Below are 19,276 nucleotides of genomic sequence, written 5' to 3' on the forward strand. Positions count from 1 at the left end.
GGAGTTTTGACTATGGCAAACAAACTTGACCGTATCGAAAAAGACATTGAGAAAACCAAGGCCAAGATCGCGGAGCTGCAAAAGCAGCTTCGGGAGCTGGAAGCGGCAAAGACCGAACAGGAGAATTTGCAGATTATCCAGCTTGTGCGCGGCCTGAACATGAAGCCGGAGGAATTTGCGGCGTTCCTGCGGGGCGGCGCTTTGCAGACCGCCCCGGCCCCGCAGCCGGATTTTGAACAGGAGGACAATGCCGATGAAGAATAAGATCATTCGCACGTTTACCGTGACGCTGGCCGCCGTGCTTTGCCTGACGGCCTTTTCCACCACCGCGTTTGCCGGTGGCACTGACCCCGACCCGGAGCCTTTGCCGGAAACCACCGAGGCACCGCAGGAGGAAGAACCCACCACCGGCGGCATGGAGCCGGAGGGCGTACCCGTCACCCCAAAGGGCAATGCAACGCTGGTGGATGATTTCTACGGGGATAAGCAGCTTATCACCGTTACCACCAAGGCGGGCAACTACTTTTATATCTTGATCGACCGCGCCAACGAGGACAAGGAAACCGCCGTTCACTTCCTCAACCAAGTGGACGACGCCGACCTGCAAGCACTGTTGGAGGACGGCAAAGCCGCCCCAGAAACCTGTACCTGTACGACCAAGTGCGCGGCGGGAGCCGTCAACACGAATTGCCCGGTATGTAAAACCAATATGACCGAGTGTACCGGCCCGGAACCGGAGCCGCAGGAGCCGGAGGAAACCGAGCCGCCGCAGGAGGAAGAAGCGAAAAGCACCGGCATGGGCGGCCTTGTGGTGTTCCTTGTGGTGGCCCTGATCGGCGGCGGCGCAGCCCTTTACTTCTTCAAGTTTAAGAAGCCCAAGGCCGACACCAAGGGCGGCGACGAGCTGGACGAATACGATTTTGGCGAGGACGAGGACGACGAGGACGAACCGACCCCGGAGGACGAGGAACCCGCGCAGGATAAGGAGGAATAAGGAATGAGTGTTCAGTTGGTAATTGCAGAGAAACCGAGCGTCGCCCGCAGCATTGCGGGCGTGATCGGTGCAGATCAGAAACGGGACGGCTACATGGAGGGAAACGGCTATCTGGTGAGCTGGTGTATCGGCCACCTTGTTTCCCTTGCCGACGCCGGAGCCTATGACGAGCGTTTCAAGAAGTGGCGCTATGACGACCTGCCGATTTTGCCGCAGGAGTGGCAGTACATCATCCCTGCCGAGAAGAAAGGCCAGTTTTCCGTGCTGCGCTCTCTGATGGAGCGCCCCGACGTGACGGGGCTTGTGTGCGCCACTGACGCCGGGCGCGAGGGTGAATTGATTTTCCGTTTCGTCTACCAGATGGCGGGCTGCAAAAAGCCGTTCAAGCGCCTTTGGATTTCCAGCATGGAGGACGCCGCGATCCGCGAGGGCTTTGCCCACCTGAAACCGGGGGCCGACTACGACGACCTGTATCAATCGGCACTGTGCCGGGCGCAGGCCGATTGGCTGGTGGGGATCAACGCCACCCGGCTTTTCTCCATCCTCTACCACAAGACCCTGACCGTGGGCCGTGTCCAGACGCCTACCCTCAATATGCTGGTTGACCGGGAGGCCAAAATCAGCAATTTCAAGAAAGAGAAATACCACGTTGTCCATATCGCGGCGGGCGGCATGGAGGCGGCCAGCGACCGCTTTATGAACCCCGACGACGCCGACGCCACCAAGACGGCCTGTGCAGGAGCGCAGGCCGTTTGTGTATCGGTGAAGCGTGAGAAAAAGACGGAGCAGCCGCCCCGTCTTTACGATCTCACCACCTTGCAGCGAGAGGCCAACCGCCTGTTTGGATTCACCGCCAAGCAGACCCTTGACTATGCCCAACAGCTCTATGAAAAGAAGCTGCTGACTTATCCCCGCACCGACAGCCAGTATCTTACCGATGATATGCAGCCTACGGCGGAAAGCATCGTGTCCGGCCTGTGGCCGCTGCTTTCCTTTGCGGCTGGGCTGGACATTGCCCCGCAGTTTGGCCGGGTACTGAACAGCAAAAAGGTGTCCGACCACCACGCCATTATCCCCACGATGGAGTTTGTGCAGAAAGGCTTTGACGGGCTGACCGAGGGCGAAAAGAAACTGCTGTCCCTTGTGTGCTGCAAGCTGCTGTGTGCCGTGGCTGCGCCCCATGTGTATGAGGCCGTCACCGCCACATTCACCTGCGCCGGAAACGAGTTCACCGCCAAGGGCAAAACCATTCTCACCCCCGGCTGGAAAGAGATTGAGCGCCGCTTCAAGGCGTCGTTCAAGACCGACGCCGACGAGGACGCGCCGGAGCTGGCACGGGAGCTGCCGGAGATCACCGAGGGCCAGACCTTTGACCCGGTGGAGGCCAGTATCACCGAGCATTTCACCACACCGCCCAAGCCTTACACCGAAGATACGCTGCTGTCCGCTATGGAACGGGCCGGGGCCGAGGATATGCCGGAGGACGCCGAGCGCCAAGGTTTGGGAACCCCGGCAACCCGCGCTTCCATTCTGGAAAAGCTGGTGCAGATGGGCTTTGTGGAACGCAAAGGCAAGCAGCTACTTCCCACCAAGGACGGCCACAACCTTGTGTGCGTCCTGCCGGATGTGCTGACTTCTCCCCAGCTTACGGCTGAATGGGAAACTAAGCTGACGGCCATTGCCAAGGGCGAGGCTGACCCGGAGGGCTTCATGGCGGGCATTGAGGAAATGACCCGGAGCCTGATTTCCCGATATTCGCAGATCAGCGAGGACGCGCAGAAGTTGTTTCAGACCGAGCGTGTGGTTATCGGCAAGTGTCCCCGCTGCGGTGAAGCCGTCTACGAGGGCAAGAAAAACTATTACTGCGGAAACCGGGCCTGCCAGTTTGTCATGTGGAAGAATGACCGATTTTTTGAGGAACGGGGCAAGACATTCACCCCGAATATCGCCGCCGCGCTGCTCAAAGACGGAAAGGCAAAGGTAAAGGGCCTGCGCTCCATGAAAACCGGCAAAACCTACGACGGGACGGTGCTTTTGGCCGATACTGGCGGAAAATACGTCAACTACCGCGTGGAGAAAAAGAGCTGACGGAGTAACGTAGCAAGCATAGGAAGTGTAGCCACACTTCCGATAAATCCCTGACCCGGCCACCCTGCCGGGCCGGGGATTTTGCTTGTTGGGGAAAGCCCCAAACCCCTATGAATATGAAAGGAGTGAACCCATGAGCGAAGTATTTTCTATCCTGCTTCATAACCGACAGCGTTATGAGCAAGGCAACGAGGGCCTTTGGTTTTCTTTGCCGACCACAACCGAAAAGCTGCAAGAAGCCCTGCGGGAAATCGGCATCAGCGCCGACAATCCGCAGGACTTTTTCTTATACGACTACCGAAGCCCGCAGGAGCGTCCTATCAAGCTGCCCCGCGATCTGGTACTGTCCGCCGACGTTGACGAACTGAACTTCCTTGCCGCAAGACTGGAAAAGCTGGACGCCGCCGAGCTTGCGGAGCTGAACGCCGCCCTGACAAATCCGCAGAGCGATTTTCACAGCATCGGGCAGATTATCGACTACCCCGACAACGTGGACTTCTATGTGCATTTGCCGGATGTCACCGGCACGGGCCAGTTAGGGGACTATTACCTGAACCGTTCCGGCATGGTGGATATGCCGGAGGAATGGAAAGCGGGAATATTCCTGCCCCGCTTTGGACTGCACATTGCCAATACCGAGCATGGCGTTTTTACCGATTACGGCTATCTGGTGAAAAGCGGTGACGAATGGCAGCGCGTCCATGAGGGACAGCCGGTGCCGGAGGAATACCGGGTAATGGCCTATCCAGCGCCGGAGGCTGACCGTGACGCCTTTCGCACGGAGCAACCGGCTCCCGCCGCTGTACTGCCGGAGGCAGCTCCCATCATTACCAAGGACAAGTCCAAAGATGAATACATGAAAGAGATCACCGACCGGCTGGAAGCTGGTGTACGGGGCATTATGAGCAGCGACAACTACAAATCTTATCTTGCCTCTATGTCCAAGTTCCACAGTTACAGCTTCCGAAATACCATGTTGATTTTCATGCAGAAGCCGGACGCCTCTTTGGTAGCAGGTCTGGGAAAATGGAAATCGGAATTTGAGCGCACCCGAAAACAAGGAGAAATCGGGCTGAAAATTTTAGCCCCCGCCTACTACAAAGTCAAAAAGCGTGTTCCCAAAATAGACCCTGATACCGGCGAACCCATCAAAGACAAAGACGGCAAAACTGTGATGGAGGAACAGACAATCACTGTGCCGGACTATCGTGCGGTATCGGTTTATGACGTAAGCCAGACCGAGGGAAAAGAGCTGCCCACAACCCATGTGGATGTGCTGGATGGTGACGTGGAGCATTTTCAGGATTTGCAGGCCGCCTTAATACAGGCGTCCCCTTATCCCATTTCCATTGAGCCTATTTTAGATGGTGCCAAGGGCCGCTGCTTCTATCTGGAACAGAGGATTGCAGTCAATGAGGGCATGAGCGAATTGCAGACCTTAAAGACAAGCATCCATGAAGTTGCCCATGCCCGCCTGTATGAGAAAAACAGCAATCTCCCGGAGGATCAGATGCCGGACAGAGCCACCCGTGAGGTACAGGCCGAGAGCGTGGCCTATACGGTGTGCCAGTATTTCGGGCTGGACACGTCGGACTATTCTTTCGGGTACATTGCAAATTGGAGTTCCGGCAAGGATTTGGAGGAATTGCAGGCATCCCTTGAAACCATCCGATCCACCGCGAACAATCTTATCAATGAAATGGAAGCCCACCTGTTAGAGCTTCAGCAACAGCGGCAGGCGCAGCAGACCGTGGAGCAAACTGTGGAGCCGACTGTGGAACAGGCCGCCGAGCAGCCTGCCCCCGACAGTGTATTTTCCAAGCTGCCCCCGGAACAGCAGCAGGAAATGACCGACAGTGTGAAAGCCATGCTGCAAACCCTGATTGACGCCGATGTGAAATCCACCGGCGAAGTGACGCAAGGCACGTTGGACGCCATTCAGACACAGGGCTTTGTCCTTTCCGGCGACGGGACGCTGCAACGGGCCGAGGCCCAAGAAGCTGCCTACCGTCTGGAAAGCGGCAATATTCTCTTTATCCAGACCAGCGAAAACGGCTTTGACTATACCATGTACGGCCCTGACTACAAAGAGATCGACGGCGGACAGTTGGACAATACGGAGTATTCTTTGTCGGAGGCCCGCGACGAAATTCTTTCCGGGATAGCACCGCAGGGCCATGTGACGGAAACCATTACCGGCGACGCACTGGAAGATTTTCAGGAGGCCGCAGAACAGGCCAATGCTATTTCCGTACAGCCGGAGCCGCAGCCGTGGAATGGGATTGACGGCCTTTTGAACAACAAGCCCATTATGCCGGAGGCCACTCCTACGGAACGGGCCAACGCCCTGATTGATTGGGCCGAGCGTGACGGACAGCGCATGGGCAACGAGGAACGCCGGTTGATCGTGGAGTACGCCGAGGCCGTGGGCGACACGGACAAGGTGATCGAGCTTATCAACCGTCTGTGCGAACAGGGCTATGAAATGCAGCACGGCCACATGGATGATTTTGTGAGAAGCCAGATCGAAAGTGAGATTGCCGTTGCCAAGGCGGAACAGCAAACCGCCCTTGATCCGGCAGCGGAGCCGGTTGTCACAATTATATGGAGTGAAAGCTCCCACCTGAAAGACGGTCAGCAAATGCCGCTGCATGAGGCCGAAGCTATTTTCAAAGAGCTGGACAGCGCCAAACGCTATGAACGGGAACAGCCCGACTATAAGGGAAGCTGGTACGACAAGACCAAGTTCCGCATTGATTTCACCTTTCAGGGCCAGCCGGATAACTACGAGGGACGGCAGGACTTTGGCGACGGCGACGGTTCTCTGATCGAGCATATCCGTGGTTATCACGAATACTACGCACAGGACGAGAGCTGGAAAAACCATGTTCTGAAACATGATGGGCCGGAAGCATGGGAGGCGGACAAGGCCCAGCGGGATATGCTACTGCATGAGTTTGTTCCGTATATGTCGCTGCACTGTAATTTGGCCGCTATGGAGCATGAGGCCCGTCGTCCTCTGCAATCCGGGGAAACCCTGACGCCGGAACAGACCGCCTATTTCCAAGCGGTTCTGGACTATGTGAAAGAGTGCCGTCCGCTTCTCAATCAGGGCCAGTATCAGTTGCCAGAGCCGCCGAAACTGACCGACTTCGACCAGAGCTTGCAGGACTACAAAGCGCAGGTAGAGGCCGAAATTGCACAGGAGGCCGCTGACGCCGGTATGACCGTGGAGGAATATGCGGCGGCTGGCTATGAGGCCCCGGCCCAGCCGCAGGAAGCCCAAGAGCCGCCCCAGCAGGAAGCCCCGGAACAACCGGCGAAAGAGCCTGCGGCATCCGACTACTACTATTCCATCAATGAGGGCGCGGCCCGCCGTGCCAAGGAAATGAACAGCTTTTCCGACTACAAGCCCGGCAGCGCCACAGCCGAGTACCGGCATTATGTGGATGAAGCCTTTGCGCTGGCACAGGAACAGAAAAAGCGCGTCGATCCCATGTACCATGAGAAGATCGACAGCCTGCTTGACACCTATGCCCGGAAGCTGGCTGCCAATATGAACCACGGCTATGAGATTGACGCCCGTGTGCCGTCCATTTTGATTGCCGGTGGTTCCAATTTCCCGGTACGCAAGAAAGAGAAACAGAACGCGGCCCGCGACAGCAATATGCAGGAATGGCAGTACATCCAAGGGCTGCTTGATAAAATCCGCAGCACCGGCATGGGCGGCATCCGGCAGGACGACCCGCAGGCCATTCCCAAGCTGCAAAAGAAGCTGGCCGGTCTGGAAAAGGCGCAGGAAACCATGAAAGCGGTCAATGCCTATTACCGCAAACACGGTACGCTGGACGGCTGCCCGCACCTCTCTCCTGAAAGCCTCGAAAATCTGAAAGCGGATATGGCGTCCGGCTGGCACTATGAAAAGAAGCCGTTTCAGAGCTGGGAGCTGTCCAACAACAATGCGGAAATCCGCCGTGTCCGCCAGCGGATCGAAAGCCTGACCCGCGCAAATGAAGTGGCCTATGTGGGCTGGGAATTTGACGGCGGCCATGTGGAGGCCAACCGGGATCAGGGCCGCTTGCAGGTGTTCTTTGACGGCAAGCCGGAAGCGGACGCCCGCCAGCAGTTGAAAGAACACGGTTTCCGCTGGGCGCCGAGTGTGGGCGCATGGCAGCGGCTTTTGAACGACAATGCCTACTATGCGTCGGACAGGATCGCTTGTATTCAGCCTCTTTCCGGCATCAAGCCCACGGAGCTGCAACGCAACAGCAGCCGGGAGCAGCGGGCGCAGGCGGCACAGAAACAGGCCGAGCCGGACTACTTCTACCGGGTACACGCCAATCCCCGCAGCGACAGCCGGGAAAACCTGTATATGCTGCAAGCCTATATCCCGCAGGATAACGGCAGGGCCAAGATCGGGGATGTTCTCTATGTCGGGACGCCGGAACGGTGCCGGGAGCTGATGGATCAGCTCAATACCGGGGAGCTGACGCAGGAAGCCGTCAAGGAGCTGTATGCCAAGGAACAGGAGCAGCCGACACAGGAACCCACCCCGGAACAGGAACCGGCACCAGAGCCGGAACAAGAACCCGTGCAGGAGACGGAAACCGCCCCGGCGCAGGAAGTTATTTCCGACGCCGAGCCGCAGGCGGCCCCTGCCGAAACCCTGACGGAGTTGCAGGAAAAGGCGCTGGAAATCGCTGGCCGCTACAAAGACCTGCCCTTGCAGGCCAAGATTGATGTGATCGCGCAGGCGTTTGGCTGTAAGACCGGCGAAATCCACACGTCCCCCTGTACCGGCAAATGGCGCGGCACCAGCGATATGACGATCCGTTTCGACAACGGCGCGTCCCTGTTTATCGGCAACCACCTGACGCCGAAAGCCAAAACGGTTAAGGTGCAGACGGAATGTGTCAACCGTACTTTGGTACAGTACAACCCGGAGATCGTCAAGGCCACCAAGGAAGCGGCCCTGCCCGCGCTGTTGCAGCGGGAAGCCAAGGACAACGAGATCGCGGCCCGAAAGGGCTTGAAGCCCTACACGCTGCTCAATGTGGAGTTCAACGAGGGAGCCGACGAAAAGACCGGCGGCTATATTGGCTGGTACTATGTGACGCTGGCCGTGGACGGCAAAATCTGTACCCATCTGGAAACCGGGTTGAACCATGACATTGCCAGCGGCAAGGTGAGCGACACCCCAACACGGGCTGACTACTATCCGGCAGGAGCCTTGAAAGAGGCCGATGTAGACTACGTTTTCAATAACGTGGGCTTTTCCTCTGCGTCCACCCTCTATACGGTGCCGCTGCGGGACGATGTGCGGGAACGTGCCGAAAAGACACTGACCGAGCGCAGCGCCGCCGCGCCGGAGGCTGGCCGGGAATGGGGCTTTTACATCATTCCCGATCTGAAAACATGGGCCACCAATGCCGAACAGCAAACCCCGATTGAACACTTCGCTACCTTTGAGGAAGCCAAGACCCGGTTCGACGAGCTGCGGAGCCAGCCCTATAACAGCGAGGCCAAGGATTTGAACACCGATGGCCGACCCTACGCCCATCTGACGTTGGGCATGGAAAGCAAGGATGGCATGAGCGCCGCCGATATTCTCCATGTGCGGACAGGCCAAAATTATCTTGTGGAGGACTTTACCCGCATGGAACGGCTGCGGAGTGATCCCGTGGTACTGGAAAGCCTCTCCCGTGTGGCAAAGGAAATCGGCTTTGACCGGGTGCGGCCCTATGTGATGGAGAACGGCAGCTACAAGGCCATGCCGGATATGCCTTTCACTCAATGGGAAAACCCGTATTTCACCGTCGATCCCCCGGCACAGGAGCAGGGCGATACCTTTGCCATCTACCAGCTCAAAGGCAGGCCGGAAACGCGGGATTATCGCTTTGAGGCTTACGAGCGTTTGCAGGCGGCAGGGCTGGCCGTTGACCGGCAGAATTACGATCTGGTTTACACGGCACCGCTGGACGGCAAAACCACGCTGGAGGACATCTACCGTACATTCAATCTTGACCGTCCCGCTGACTTCACCGGCCACAGCCTTTCCGTTTCCGACGTTGTGGTGCTGACCCGCAGCGGCAAGGAGGAAGCCCATTACTGTGACAGCTTCGGCTTTACGCCGGTGCCGGAGTTCTTCTTGCAGCGGAAAAAACAGCTTACGCCACGGGAATTGCTCACCGGCGAGAGCATCCAGACCCCACGGGGCAGCTTCCTTGTAACGGATATGAGCCGGGAGCAGTTGGAGGCCGCAGGCTATGGTTTCCACCACCAATCCGAGGACGGCAAGTATCTTATCATGGGCAACGGTACAGACGCCTTTGCCATCCCCGCCCAGCAGGAAAGCCCCATCAAGGCCGCTGAAATGACAACCGAGCAGAACTACAACATGATTGACGGCGTTCTGAACAATGCCCCGACCATGAGTGAGCTGGAAGCCAAGGCCAAAGCCGGGGAACAGATTTCCTTGTTTGACGTGGCCGAGGCAGCCAAGGCGGAGGCCCAAAAGCCCAAGCAGCCCCAGCGCCCGGCGCAGAAACAGAAAAAGCCGTCCATCCGGGCGCAGCTCAAAGCCGCCAAGGAGGAACAGCAGAAGAAATCGCCGCAGCGGGAAAAAACACAGGAATTGGAGGTGTGACGCCATGAACAGGTTTGAGAATGTGGATGTTCTGGCCGCGCTGGAACAGCTCATGCGGCAGAACACTGCCTTTTACCAAAGTGATTTTGAGATCGACAAGGAGATCATCGGGCGGGCCGCTGTCAGCGACAAGGCCGAGGACAAGACGCTTTTGTGGATGTCCCGCCCGTCCGGGACACACTGTTTCCGGGAAAGTGATGTGTACCTGCAAGGCACCCGGCAGCACAACACATGGAAGTTTTACGGAGAGCAGACCCGTGACCGGGTGCTGGCCTACGCCGTGGAGCTGACCGGCAAGGTGCGGGGCGTCATTCGCGGCAATCTCTATGAGCTGGACTATCCCCAGCACTTCCGGCACGTCGCAGCCGAGGCGGTACAGGCCGATACCATCATCCTGCACTATGAAAAGGGCAACCGGGAGCAGCCCGCCGGTCTGTACTTCGACGGACGGCCCGATCCCAAGCTGGGGGCGTTCCTGCGGTATGAGGCCAAGCCCAATGAGCCGGAACACCTGCGGGAACTGTTGCGGCAGGAACAGAAAGGCCGGGCGCAGCTTGCGCCCGGCGACTTCAAGGCCCACGTCAAGGCGCTGCATGACGGCATGATTTTGGCCGAGGCGCAGCGGATCGTGGCCGGGCTGAAAGATCTGTCCACCCCCAACAGCCCCAACAAGACGCATTTCATGGTGGAGCTGTCCCCGTATTTCGTGCAGATCGCGTCCAGCAAGGACACCGACCGGCTGTTTTCCATGCTGCCCTATAAATCCCTGTGCTTTACCGGCATGAAAGACCGGCACGGCCTGTATGCGGTGATCGGCAAGGACGAGAACCGGGACAAGGAAGTGCGGAGGCCCCGCGCTTCCATCCGCAGGCAGCTATCCGAAACCAAACAGGCCCAAGCCCCGAAAAAGGCTCCGGTCAGAACCAAGAAAAACGAATTGGAGGTATGACAATGCAGTTTACCGTGGAAGAAGAAAATCTGATCTGTATATATCACAAGAGCGACCGGCGCAGGACGGCGGCCAACATCCGGGCCGCCCTGCCGGACATGGACGAGGACATGGCGGCGCTGGCCCGCCAGACCGCCGACAAGCTGGACGCCATGCACGACGCCGACTTTGAGGCACGGCAGTTCCATTTCACGGACGAGTAATCCAAGCATAGCAAAGCGCCGGGCGCAGGGGCTACATGGCCTCTGCGTTCGGCGCTCTTTTTTCTTATGCCTGCCCCATCGGGAAGTTTGGCAATTCTTCCAGCAGCTTCAAAATAAGGTGCTGCTTCATATCTTCGTCAACGGCCAGCTCGTCGATCATGGGGGTGTAGTGTTCGATCACCTTTTCTTTGGCCCACTTCTCACCGGCGACGGCGGCCTTGATGGTAGCGGTGTCCAGCAATGTTTCCTGTTCGGCCATCGTGTCAACTCCTGTTGTTTTTTGTCTTATTCCAGCATACCACAGAACCGGCAGGAAAACCAGCGGCGGAAAGATTTTCCTACGCATTTCAAAGCCCGTTCCGACGGGTATTTGATAAATCATTCTGCCACCCCACCGACCACCGCCGAAAAGCCTTGATTTCCGTGGGCTTTTTGCCCCCTAAATGCGTAGACAGGAGATTATATTTATGCTGTTCTGACCCAGCATATAAAGTACAAAGATTGACAAACCACATTCTCCATAGTATTATTAAAAACAGAGGTTGTCCCTCTCAAAAGGAGATAAAGGCATGAATATGAATTTTCATTTAACCGATCAGCGTAAAAAGAAAATCAACTCTGTACAATCCATACCGATGAAACATTGTGCAGAGTATAGCGTATAAATGACGCATTTAGATTTCATCGGGAAGCCATAAAGGGGATTTTATACCCATTTTGAGGAAGTGGCTTTCCATGCAGTTATAATGTGTACGGGGCTATGGACAATGTTTTGTCCATAGCCTTTTGTTTTTGGCGCTACTATGCCAGAGGCAGAAGGCAGATACAATTGTGTATCTTTGCTTTCTGCCTTTTTCTTTTGTATCAGAGAATATGTATGAAAGGGTTGATAAAAATGAGCTTATTAGAAATTGACGGACTGACACATTCTTTTGGTGAGAATGTGCTATACAAAAATGCAGGCTTTACACTCAATAAAGGAGAACATATTGGTATTGTCGGCCAAAATGGAACCGGAAAAAGCACCTTAATCAAGATATGTACGGAACAGATCATACCAGACAGCGGGCACATTGTCTGGCAGCCAAATACTACGATTGGTTATTTAGATCAATATGCGGAAATCGACCATACCCTAACGATGAAAGAATTTCTTAAATCTGCTTTCTCAAAATTATTTGAGATGGAAGCACAGGCAATGCAGCTATATGAAAAAGCTGCTGACGGCGATATGAGGAGCCTTGAACTGGCCGCCCATTATCAGGAGCAGCTTGAAGCCCACGATTTTTACTCAATAGATACAGCTATTGAGCGCGTCGCCAATGGGTTAGGACTTCTGGCTATTGGCCTTGACCGTTCGATAGCAGAAATGAGTGGTGGACAACGAGCCAAAGTAATTTTAGCAAAGTTGCTGCTGGAAAAACCGGATGTTCTGTTGCTGGATGAACCTACTAATTTCCTTGACAAAGACCATGTAATATGGCTGGCAGAATACTTATCTGCTTTGGAAAATGCCTTTTTAGTAGTTTCCCATGATTTTAACTTTCTGGATAAGATAGCAAACCGCATTTGTGATATAGATAACGATACAATCACGAAATACTATGGCACATATTCTGAATTTTTGCGCAAAAAAACCTTGCTGCGGGAAGATTATGTCAGGCAGTATGCGGCTCAGCAAAAGGAAATTAAAAAGACAGAGGAGTTTATAAGAAAGAATATCGCAGGTAGAAAAGCAAAAATGGCGAGAGGACGGCAAAAGCAGCTTGACCGGATGGATAAAATGGAAGCCTTAGACCAAAAGGAAATTATTCCTTACTTTCATTTTCCTGTACTCCCTTTAACCAACACGGAACACTTGTTAGTGCAACATCTGGCGGTTGGCTACCATTACCCCGTCTTATCAAATATTGAATTTAGCATTAAAGGTGGCCAGAAAGTTGTTATTACTGGATTTAATGGGATTGGAAAATCGACGCTGTTAAAAACCCTGATTGGGGAAATTCCATCTATGCAGGGCCATTTCAAATTTTCTGATCAGGTTACTATCGGATATTTTGAACAGGATTTAGAATGGCAGGAACCCAAATTGACACCTATTCAAATTGTTTCCAATGCTTATCCTGATATGGTGACAAAAGATGTACGCAAACATTTAGCGCGTTGTGGAATTTCCAGTAAACACGCTATGCAGCCCATAGGAATATTAAGCGGCGGCGAACAAGCAAAGGTGAAAATGTGTCTGCTTACTCTGACTCCCTGCAATTTTTTAATTATGGATGAACCTACAAACCATTTAGACATACAGGCAAAAGAGGCTTTGAAAACAGCCCTTTCAACTTTTGCGGGAACGGTATTGCTCGTATCGCATGAGGAAGCCTTTTACCGGGATTGGACACAACGAGTTATTAACATTGAGAAAAAATAGATTATAGTGAATCACTATAAAACTTCCTGCCCCGCTCAATGGGGAAAGAAAAAAACCGTTGCGAGGCAGGTTGATTTTGTGCGCTCATTCTACATATCCCAGCGGCGGTTTTGAATAATCAAGGCCGCCGCTTTTTGGTTCCAGCGCAAGATCGGCGGCCCACGGAGGGAGCTGCCATGCTGATATACCATGTCTTTCAAAAGCATAACTTCTTAAAAAAAGCCTGTACCAAACAGTGGGCAGTTCCGACCAACAGTATGAACTATACCATGTAAGAAAACTTCATAATGCTTTCATATTCGCCCGGTGGGTCTACGACCTGCCGGGCGAATTTTGTCGGTTCCTGCGGTTTTTCGGTGCGGGCCGGAGCTGCCGCAGGAACATGGACACAGGGGGCGACGCAACCGGCCCCGGCTTCTCACTCTCCCGCAGATCGGGGGTGAGAAGATGAAGTACACGCCTGATGGTTATGGAGAACGCTGCCGGTTTGACGCTTTCTGCAAAACCGTTCTCCGCAATGAGGCCAGAACCCACCTGCGAGATTTGGCCCGCCAGCGGAACCGGGAAATCGAGTTTAGCGCCTTATCGCAGCATGAAATGGACAAGCTCTGCACAGTGGACGAATACCCAAGTGCCAGCTTCCTATTCACGGCCTATGGCTATACCTTGCATATCCGGGACGAGCTGGTGGCTGACGCCTTTGCCAGCCTGCCGGAACAGGAGCAAGGCATTTTGATCCTGCATTGTGTGTTGGAGCTGGCAGACGGTGAAATCGGCAGCCTTGTGGGAATGTCCCGCAGCGCCGTCCAGCGGCACCGTACCAAGGCCCTGAACGAATTACGGAAACGATTGGAGGACGAAAGGAGGAACCCGAAATGAAGCAGCCGACTTTCTGTGGCCGGGAGCTGTTGCTCCTGTCTGTGATTGAGGCGGCCCGCGCCGGTGATCCTCTGGCCGTGGAGCGTGTCTTGCGGTACTATGAGGGCTACATGGACAAGCTCTGTACCCGGACGCTCTACGATCTGGACGGTTCGCCCCGTGTACGGGTGGACGAGTACATGAAGCGCCGATTACAAAGCAGACTGATCCGGGCCATCCTGAACAGCCCAATCGAGTAGGAGGCGGTGATTGGCCGCCGTCCTCTCACACCACCGTGCGTACCGTTCGGTACACGGCGGTTTCAATAGTTGATGTGCAGAGACTGATAGGCTGTGGCTAAGTCATAAAAGCCCCAGTTTATCAGTCTTTCTTTTGTTAAAGCTCTTTGTACTACACCGCTTCCCGCCATCCGCCAGTACGCTTTCCGGCTGTATGCTCCCTCACAGGCCGCCCATTCCGGTAATCCCAGGCCTATCAGCTTTCTCTTCCGGGTTTTGGGCAGTTTCCACTGTTTCCAGATACACATCCGTATCCGGCGGTACAGCCATCCGTTCAGGCTTTCGATGTTGTTCTTCATGTCCGCTATTCCGTAATAGTTCAGCCATCCTCTCATGTAGACTTTTATCTTTCCCATAGTCCGGACTATGCTCCCGCACCTGCTCCGGGAAGTGAGCTGGCGCAGTTTAACCTTGGCCTTCTTCCATGACTTCCCATGGACTCGGATATAAATTCCTCTTCCGTTCTTCCCAAAACAAAAGCCAAGGAACTTAAAATTTCGGATTGCGTATACACTGACCGTCCGGCTCTTTTCCCGGTTCACTCTCAGCTTCAGCGTTTCCTCCAGATATTTCGTACTGGATTCCAGCAGCCGTTCCGCCGCGCGCTCACTTTTCGCCAGCAGCACGATATCGTCTGCATAACGGATACACGGTACGCCCCGTCTGTGGAACTCCCAGTCGAATTCATTCAGATACACGTTTGCTAACAGCGGGGATAGGTTTCCTCCCTGCGGGGAGCCTTCTTCCGTCTCTGTTACAACACCGTTCTCCATCACGCCACTTTTCAGGTACCGCTTCACCATCTGCACCACCCTTTCATCTTTCACCTGCTTTCTCAACAGGTTCAGCAGGATTGTGTGGTTCAGCGTGTCAAAGTATTTTGACAGGTCAAGGACTACCGCCCTCGTGTATCCCTGCCCGATATACTCTTTTATCCTGAAAATAGCGTCTTTTGCTCCTCGCCCCGGACGATAGCCGAAGCTATTTTCCGAGCACAACGGCTCATAGATTGGCATGAGCTGCTGGAGCATCGCCTGTTGGATGATACGGTCTATGACGGTGGGGATACCAAGCTTTCGTATCCCCCCGTCCGGCTTCGGGATCTCCACTCTCCTGACAGGAGATGGGGTATATTTTCCCCTCCTAATTCTTTCTACCAGTTCACGGTTATGCTCCCTCAGCCATGGCAGCACCGCTTCGATGGTCATTCCATCCACTCCCGGCGCTCCCTTGTTTGCCTTCACTCTTTTGTAAGCCCTGTTCAGGTTGTCCTTGTCCAGAATCTTACCTAAGATGTCCGGCTCTGCACTGTCCCTTTCCTTCCATATCCGGTTGAATGAGCGGTGCGCTCTCGCATACCCTTTGCGTTCCGCGCTATCTCTTTGCGAGCAGCTTTCCTTGTTTTCTGTACCCATTCTGCTCATTCCTCCTTTCCCAGTCGTACTAAAGACTCCTATTGATTCAGCCCTTCACTGAAAAAAAAACAGCTACTATGGCCTCTGCTGACTTCTGTACGTTCAGCGTTACCTCTCGATAACGGTTATCCTTTTCAGGGCGTTCCATACAGACCTCCCTGGGTACCACACGTTTCTTTCCCTCCATCCATCTGCCGCATTTACTGCACATGATTCCGTGTAGCTATTGGGCTTCATCTTGCTTAGCAGACTTACCCTCATATACAGCCTTATATACGGTTTCTGTCCGTCAGACCAGAGGTTTGCCCATGGGTTAGTAGGTTCCCCACATCCGGCTTCCTTCAGATTCCACCTCACGGTGGACACCCTTGCCTTCGGCTATATCCTTCCCACTACCGGGCGGATTTGGGACTTGCACCCTTAAGAAACGTGCGCCGCCAGGCGCACTAAGAAAGCGCCGGACGCGGCGGCCTGTTGGCCCTGCGCCCGGCGTTTTCCTGTGGGGTATTCTACGCATTTCAAAGCCTGTTTCAGCGGGGATTGGAGCAATCCTATTGCCGCCCCGTCAAACGTGTGCCAGAAGCCAGCTACGGCGGCCTATTCAGCGGCTTAACTGCGTAGCTTGCAGGTATCTTTTCCGCTGCCTATTAGAGTTTGATTTATGATGTATAGTTTGTGGTTCTACTACACTCTATAATTCATATTCTGTTCCTTGCTTTAACTTTCTTGTTCTCATATAATCAAAGAAAAGGAAAATACTCTATGCTGTAACATTTTACGGACATTTCTCTGTTATACTATAAAAAAGCTCAAAGGAAGTGAAACAATGAAACAGATTTTGATTGTCGAGGACGACAGTTTTTTGAATAAGATGTTAGCTTATAATTTGACTGCTGACGGATACGAGGTGACTTCTGCTCTAAATGCAAGGACGGCCACCGACATTCTAAATGCACACGAGTTTGATTTGGTCTTGCTTGATGTCAACCTGCCAGATGGAAATGGATATGATTTGTGCCGGTTGATTAAGCCGGAACAGCCGGACACCATTGTAATATTTCTGACAGCCAACGATCAGGAGAGCGACCAGATACGGGGATATGAAGTGGGAGCCGTAGACTATATTACCAAGCCGTTTGTTATTGGAGCCTTGCAGCGTAAAATAAAAGCTATGTTTGCCATGCTGGAACATCACAAACCTGCAAAGGACATTTACGATGACGGACGGTTATTTCTGGATTTCTCCGAACAGACGGCAACCTTAAATGGGAAGTCTTTGACGCTATCCCCGATGGAATACAAAATGCTCAATCTATTTCGTAAAAATCCGAAGCAAGTTCTTACCCGACAGCAACTATTGGAAAAGTTGTGGGATACCGAAGAACGCTTTGTAGACGAACATACTTTGACGACCTCTATCAGCAGGATTCGCAGCAAGATTGAAACGGACGGCGGTGCGCCTTACATCAAAACCATTTATGGGATGGGCTATCAATGGACGGGAGGCGAGGCGAAATGAAGCTGAACACCGTTCCAATCAAGCGTCTGTTCTTTTTAGTGTTCGTCGGAACAACATTGTTTATGGCTGCTATTACTTTGGTCATATTTGGAATGACGCGACAACTATCTGTTTTGATTGCAGGCATCTTATTGATTCTTTGCTCATTGATAGGGTTATCGGTTTTGACACAAATTTTTGGAAAGCGACTTTCTCTGTTCGCGGCTAATCTGTGCCAAACACTGGATAACATGATAGACGGAAAAGAAGAACCTGCAATCATAGATGACAGCGAAACACTTTTAGCGCGGATCAACCACCGACTTTCCCGCCTTTATCAGATCATGCAGGAGAACCAACGCAAGGTAGATGCAGAACGGCAAGAGCTTCAAGTTCTTGTGTCGGATATTTCCCATCAGGTAAAAACACCTATTAACAATCTAAAAATGGTAACGGATACTTTGTTAGCAAGGTCTGTATCAGAAACAGAACGTACCGAGTTTCTTCGCGGGATTCTTAATCAAACGGACAAGCTGGATTTTCTCTTTCAGGCACTTGTCAAAACATCTCGTCTGGAAACAGGTGTAATCCGTTTGGAGAAAAAAGACGGACGCCTTTTTGATACTATCGCCCAAGCTATGAGTGGGATTGTATATACCGCAGAGAAGAAACAGATTCGCGTTTCCGTAGATTGCCCCGAAAACTTGACGGTTGCCCATGACAGCAAATGGACAACAGAAGCCATTTTTAACCTGTTGGATAATGCAGTAAAATATACACCAGCGGGCGGCAGGATTGCCGTTACTGTAAAACAATGGGAAATGTATGTAGAAATAAAAGTGGCTGACACTGGCAAGGGTATTTCTGAAAGTAATCAAGCGACGATATTCCGACGGTTTTATCGAGAGGAAGAAATACATGACCAGCCGGGCGTAGGAATTGGCCTATATTTAACCCGTGAAATTGTGACACGTCAAGGTGGTTATATCAAAGTCGTTTCTGAGTTGGGGAAAGGTTCTGAATTTTCCCTCATGCTTCCTGTAAGGTAGAGAATGGCGGGCAGTATTTGGAACTGCCCGCCGTTTTTGAATGTCCGAGAATTGTAACAATTCAGCTTGTTTTTTTGACGAAACTCTGAACGCTTCGGACATTTCTGTGACATTTATAATTTATACTTTTCTTATCAAAAATAAAATTTTGATTTGAAAGGAGTTTCAAGTATGAAAATTTTACAGACGATTGATCTAAAAAAGTATTATGGTGTGGAACCAAGCGTAACACACGCATTAGATGGTGTAAATTTGTCCGTAGACGAGGGCGAATTTGTAGCTGTTGTTGGTACATCTGGCAGTGGTAAATCCACTTTACTGCATATGATGGGTGGATTGGACACCCCCACTTCTGGCAAAGTTATCGTTGGAGATAAAGACTTAGCAAAGATGAATGATGAACAGCTCACAATTTTCCGACGTCGTAATATCGGCTTTATTTTTCAAAATTACAACCTTGTCCCTGTCCTCAATGTCTACGAAAATATTGTTCTGCCGGTAGAACTGGATGGAGATAAACCAGATAAAAAATTCATACAAGATGTTGTCCGTATGTTGGCTTTGGAAGATAAACTCAACAATATGCCCAATAATCTTTCTGGTGGGCAGCAACAACGTGTAGCGATTGCACGCGCACTGATTACAAAACCTGCTATTGTGTTAGCCGATGAACCAACTGGCAATCTTGATAGCAAAACCAGTGCCGATGTGTTAGGGCTATTAAAAAGAACCAGCTATGAATTTCATCAAACGCTGGTTATGATTACCCACAACAATGATATTGCCCGCCTTGCAGATCGGATTGTACGAATTGAGGACGGAAAGATCGTTGGCTAAGGAGGTGAAAAA

14 protein-coding genes are annotated in these 19,276 nt (G+C 52.8%); 12 read left to right on the plus strand and 2 right to left on the minus strand.

All coding sequences use genetic code 11. The features are described from left to right. Window positions 1-12: 12 nt before the first annotated feature. The 6 genes from B5F87_RS13755 to B5F87_RS13785 all read left to right on the plus strand — a co-directional run bounded on the left by B5F87_RS13755 (window position 13) and on the right by B5F87_RS13785 (window position 10,880). Window positions 13-264 carry a DUF4315 family protein gene (locus tag B5F87_RS13755; protein WP_002573999.1) on the plus strand — a complete coding sequence of 84 codons (252 nt, stop codon included), beginning with the start codon at window positions 13-15 and terminating at the stop codon, window positions 262-264. After that, window positions 254-994, plus strand: a complete 741-nt coding sequence (locus B5F87_RS13760) for a DUF4366 domain-containing protein (RefSeq protein WP_087281989.1) — start codon at window positions 254-256, stop codon at window positions 992-994. The genes B5F87_RS13755 and B5F87_RS13760 overlap by 11 nt, the downstream gene beginning before the upstream one ends. A 3-nt stretch (window positions 995-997) precedes the next feature. Beyond that, window positions 998-3,082, plus strand: a complete 2,085-nt coding sequence (locus B5F87_RS13765; protein WP_087281991.1) for a DNA topoisomerase 3 — start codon at window positions 998-1,000, stop codon at window positions 3,080-3,082. 133 nt (window positions 3,083-3,215) lie between these two features. Continuing rightward, the gene (locus B5F87_RS13770; RefSeq protein ID WP_242964479.1) at window positions 3,216-9,728 is read left to right on the plus strand and encodes a YodL domain-containing protein; all 6,513 of its coding nucleotides are present in this window, start codon (window positions 3,216-3,218) and stop codon (window positions 9,726-9,728) included. Window positions 9,729-9,732: 4 nt separating this feature from the next. Further along, on the plus strand, window positions 9,733-10,677 hold the full coding sequence (locus tag B5F87_RS13780) for a hypothetical protein (RefSeq protein WP_087281993.1): 945 nt from the start codon (window positions 9,733-9,735) through the stop codon (window positions 10,675-10,677). 2 nt (window positions 10,678-10,679) lie between these two features. Further along, a complete protein-coding gene (locus tag B5F87_RS13785; RefSeq protein ID WP_087281995.1) occupies window positions 10,680-10,880 on the plus strand; it encodes a transposon-transfer assisting family protein in 201 nt (66 codons plus the stop codon). Between the two features lie 64 nt (window positions 10,881-10,944). Here B5F87_RS13785 and B5F87_RS13790 read toward each other — a convergent pair whose 3' ends face one another. Beyond that, window positions 10,945-11,226, minus strand: coding sequence for a helix-turn-helix domain-containing protein (locus tag B5F87_RS13790; protein ID WP_343215771.1), 282 nt, complete (start codon window positions 11,224-11,226; stop codon window positions 10,945-10,947). Window positions 11,227-11,775: 549 nt separating this feature from the next. Here B5F87_RS13790 and B5F87_RS13795 point away from each other — a divergent pair. From B5F87_RS13795 to B5F87_RS13805, 3 genes are all read left to right on the plus strand, one after another. Then, entirely contained in the window at window positions 11,776-13,308 is a 1,533-nt protein-coding gene (locus B5F87_RS13795; protein ID WP_087282057.1) for an ABC-F family ATP-binding cassette domain-containing protein, read from the plus strand. A 447-nt stretch (window positions 13,309-13,755) separates the two neighbouring features. Then, entirely contained in the window at window positions 13,756-14,187 is a 432-nt protein-coding gene (locus B5F87_RS13800) for a sigma-70 family RNA polymerase sigma factor (protein WP_087281999.1), read from the plus strand. Beyond that, a complete protein-coding gene (locus tag B5F87_RS13805; protein WP_087282000.1) occupies window positions 14,184-14,426 on the plus strand; it encodes a helix-turn-helix domain-containing protein in 243 nt (80 codons plus the stop codon). Before B5F87_RS13800 ends, B5F87_RS13805 begins: the two co-directional genes overlap by 4 nt. A gap of 62 nt (window positions 14,427-14,488) precedes the next feature. Here B5F87_RS13805 and ltrA read toward each other — a convergent pair whose 3' ends face one another. Continuing rightward, on the minus strand, window positions 14,489-15,880 hold the full coding sequence (gene ltrA / locus B5F87_RS13810; protein WP_087282002.1) for a group II intron reverse transcriptase/maturase: 1,392 nt from the start codon (window positions 15,878-15,880) through the stop codon (window positions 14,489-14,491). 826 nt (window positions 15,881-16,706) lie between these two features. Here ltrA and B5F87_RS13820 point away from each other — a divergent pair. From B5F87_RS13820 to B5F87_RS13830, 3 genes are all read left to right on the plus strand, one after another. Continuing rightward, window positions 16,707-17,399: a response regulator transcription factor gene (locus B5F87_RS13820; protein ID WP_087282004.1), complete on the plus strand. Its 693-nt coding sequence runs from the start codon at window positions 16,707-16,709 to the stop codon at window positions 17,397-17,399. Next, window positions 17,396-18,427 (plus strand): HAMP domain-containing sensor histidine kinase, encoded by a 1,032-nt coding sequence (locus B5F87_RS13825; protein ID WP_087282006.1) that lies wholly within the window; start codon window positions 17,396-17,398, stop codon window positions 18,425-18,427. Before B5F87_RS13820 ends, B5F87_RS13825 begins: the two co-directional genes overlap by 4 nt. 171 nt (window positions 18,428-18,598) lie before the next feature. After that, window positions 18,599-19,264 (plus strand): ABC transporter ATP-binding protein, encoded by a 666-nt coding sequence (locus tag B5F87_RS13830; RefSeq protein WP_087282008.1) that lies wholly within the window; start codon window positions 18,599-18,601, stop codon window positions 19,262-19,264. Window positions 19,265-19,276 lie beyond the last annotated feature (12 nt).

The sequence above is a fragment of the Eubacterium sp. An3 genome (assembly GCF_002159465.1).
Taxonomy (GTDB): domain Bacteria; phylum Bacillota; class Clostridia; order Lachnospirales; family Lachnospiraceae; genus Anaerobutyricum; species Anaerobutyricum stercoris.

Excerpts from the sequence above, each read along its gene's own strand:
- B5F87_RS13760 (WP_087281989.1), top strand. The coding sequence starts at position 254 with ATGAAGAATAAGATCATTCGCACGTTTACCGTGACGCTGGCCGCCGTG.
- B5F87_RS13820 (WP_087282004.1), top strand. The coding sequence starts at position 16,707 with ATGAAACAGATTTTGATTGTCGAGGACGACAGTTTTTTGAATAAGATG.
- B5F87_RS13780 (WP_087281993.1), top strand. The coding sequence starts at position 9,733 with ATGAACAGGTTTGAGAATGTGGATGTTCTGGCCGCGCTGGAACAGCTC.
- B5F87_RS13770 (WP_242964479.1), top strand. The coding sequence starts at position 3,216 with ATGAGCGAAGTATTTTCTATCCTGCTTCATAACCGACAGCGTTATGAG.
- ltrA (WP_087282002.1), bottom strand. The coding sequence starts at position 15,880 with ATGGGTACAGAAAACAAGGAAAGCTGCTCGCAAAGAGATAGCGCGGAA.
- B5F87_RS13830 (WP_087282008.1), top strand. The coding sequence starts at position 18,599 with ATGAAAATTTTACAGACGATTGATCTAAAAAAGTATTATGGTGTGGAA.
- B5F87_RS13790 (WP_343215771.1), bottom strand. The coding sequence starts at position 11,226 with ATGCGTAGGAAAATCTTTCCGCCGCTGGTTTTCCTGCCGGTTCTGTGG.
- B5F87_RS13800 (WP_087281999.1), top strand. The coding sequence starts at position 13,756 with ATGAAGTACACGCCTGATGGTTATGGAGAACGCTGCCGGTTTGACGCT.
- B5F87_RS13755 (WP_002573999.1), top strand. The coding sequence starts at position 13 with ATGGCAAACAAACTTGACCGTATCGAAAAAGACATTGAGAAAACCAAG.
- B5F87_RS13805 (WP_087282000.1), top strand. The coding sequence starts at position 14,184 with ATGAAGCAGCCGACTTTCTGTGGCCGGGAGCTGTTGCTCCTGTCTGTG.
- B5F87_RS13795 (WP_087282057.1), top strand. The coding sequence starts at position 11,776 with ATGAGCTTATTAGAAATTGACGGACTGACACATTCTTTTGGTGAGAAT.
- B5F87_RS13825 (WP_087282006.1), top strand. The coding sequence starts at position 17,396 with ATGAAGCTGAACACCGTTCCAATCAAGCGTCTGTTCTTTTTAGTGTTC.
- B5F87_RS13785 (WP_087281995.1), top strand. The coding sequence starts at position 10,680 with ATGCAGTTTACCGTGGAAGAAGAAAATCTGATCTGTATATATCACAAG.
- B5F87_RS13765 (WP_087281991.1), top strand. The coding sequence starts at position 998 with ATGAGTGTTCAGTTGGTAATTGCAGAGAAACCGAGCGTCGCCCGCAGC.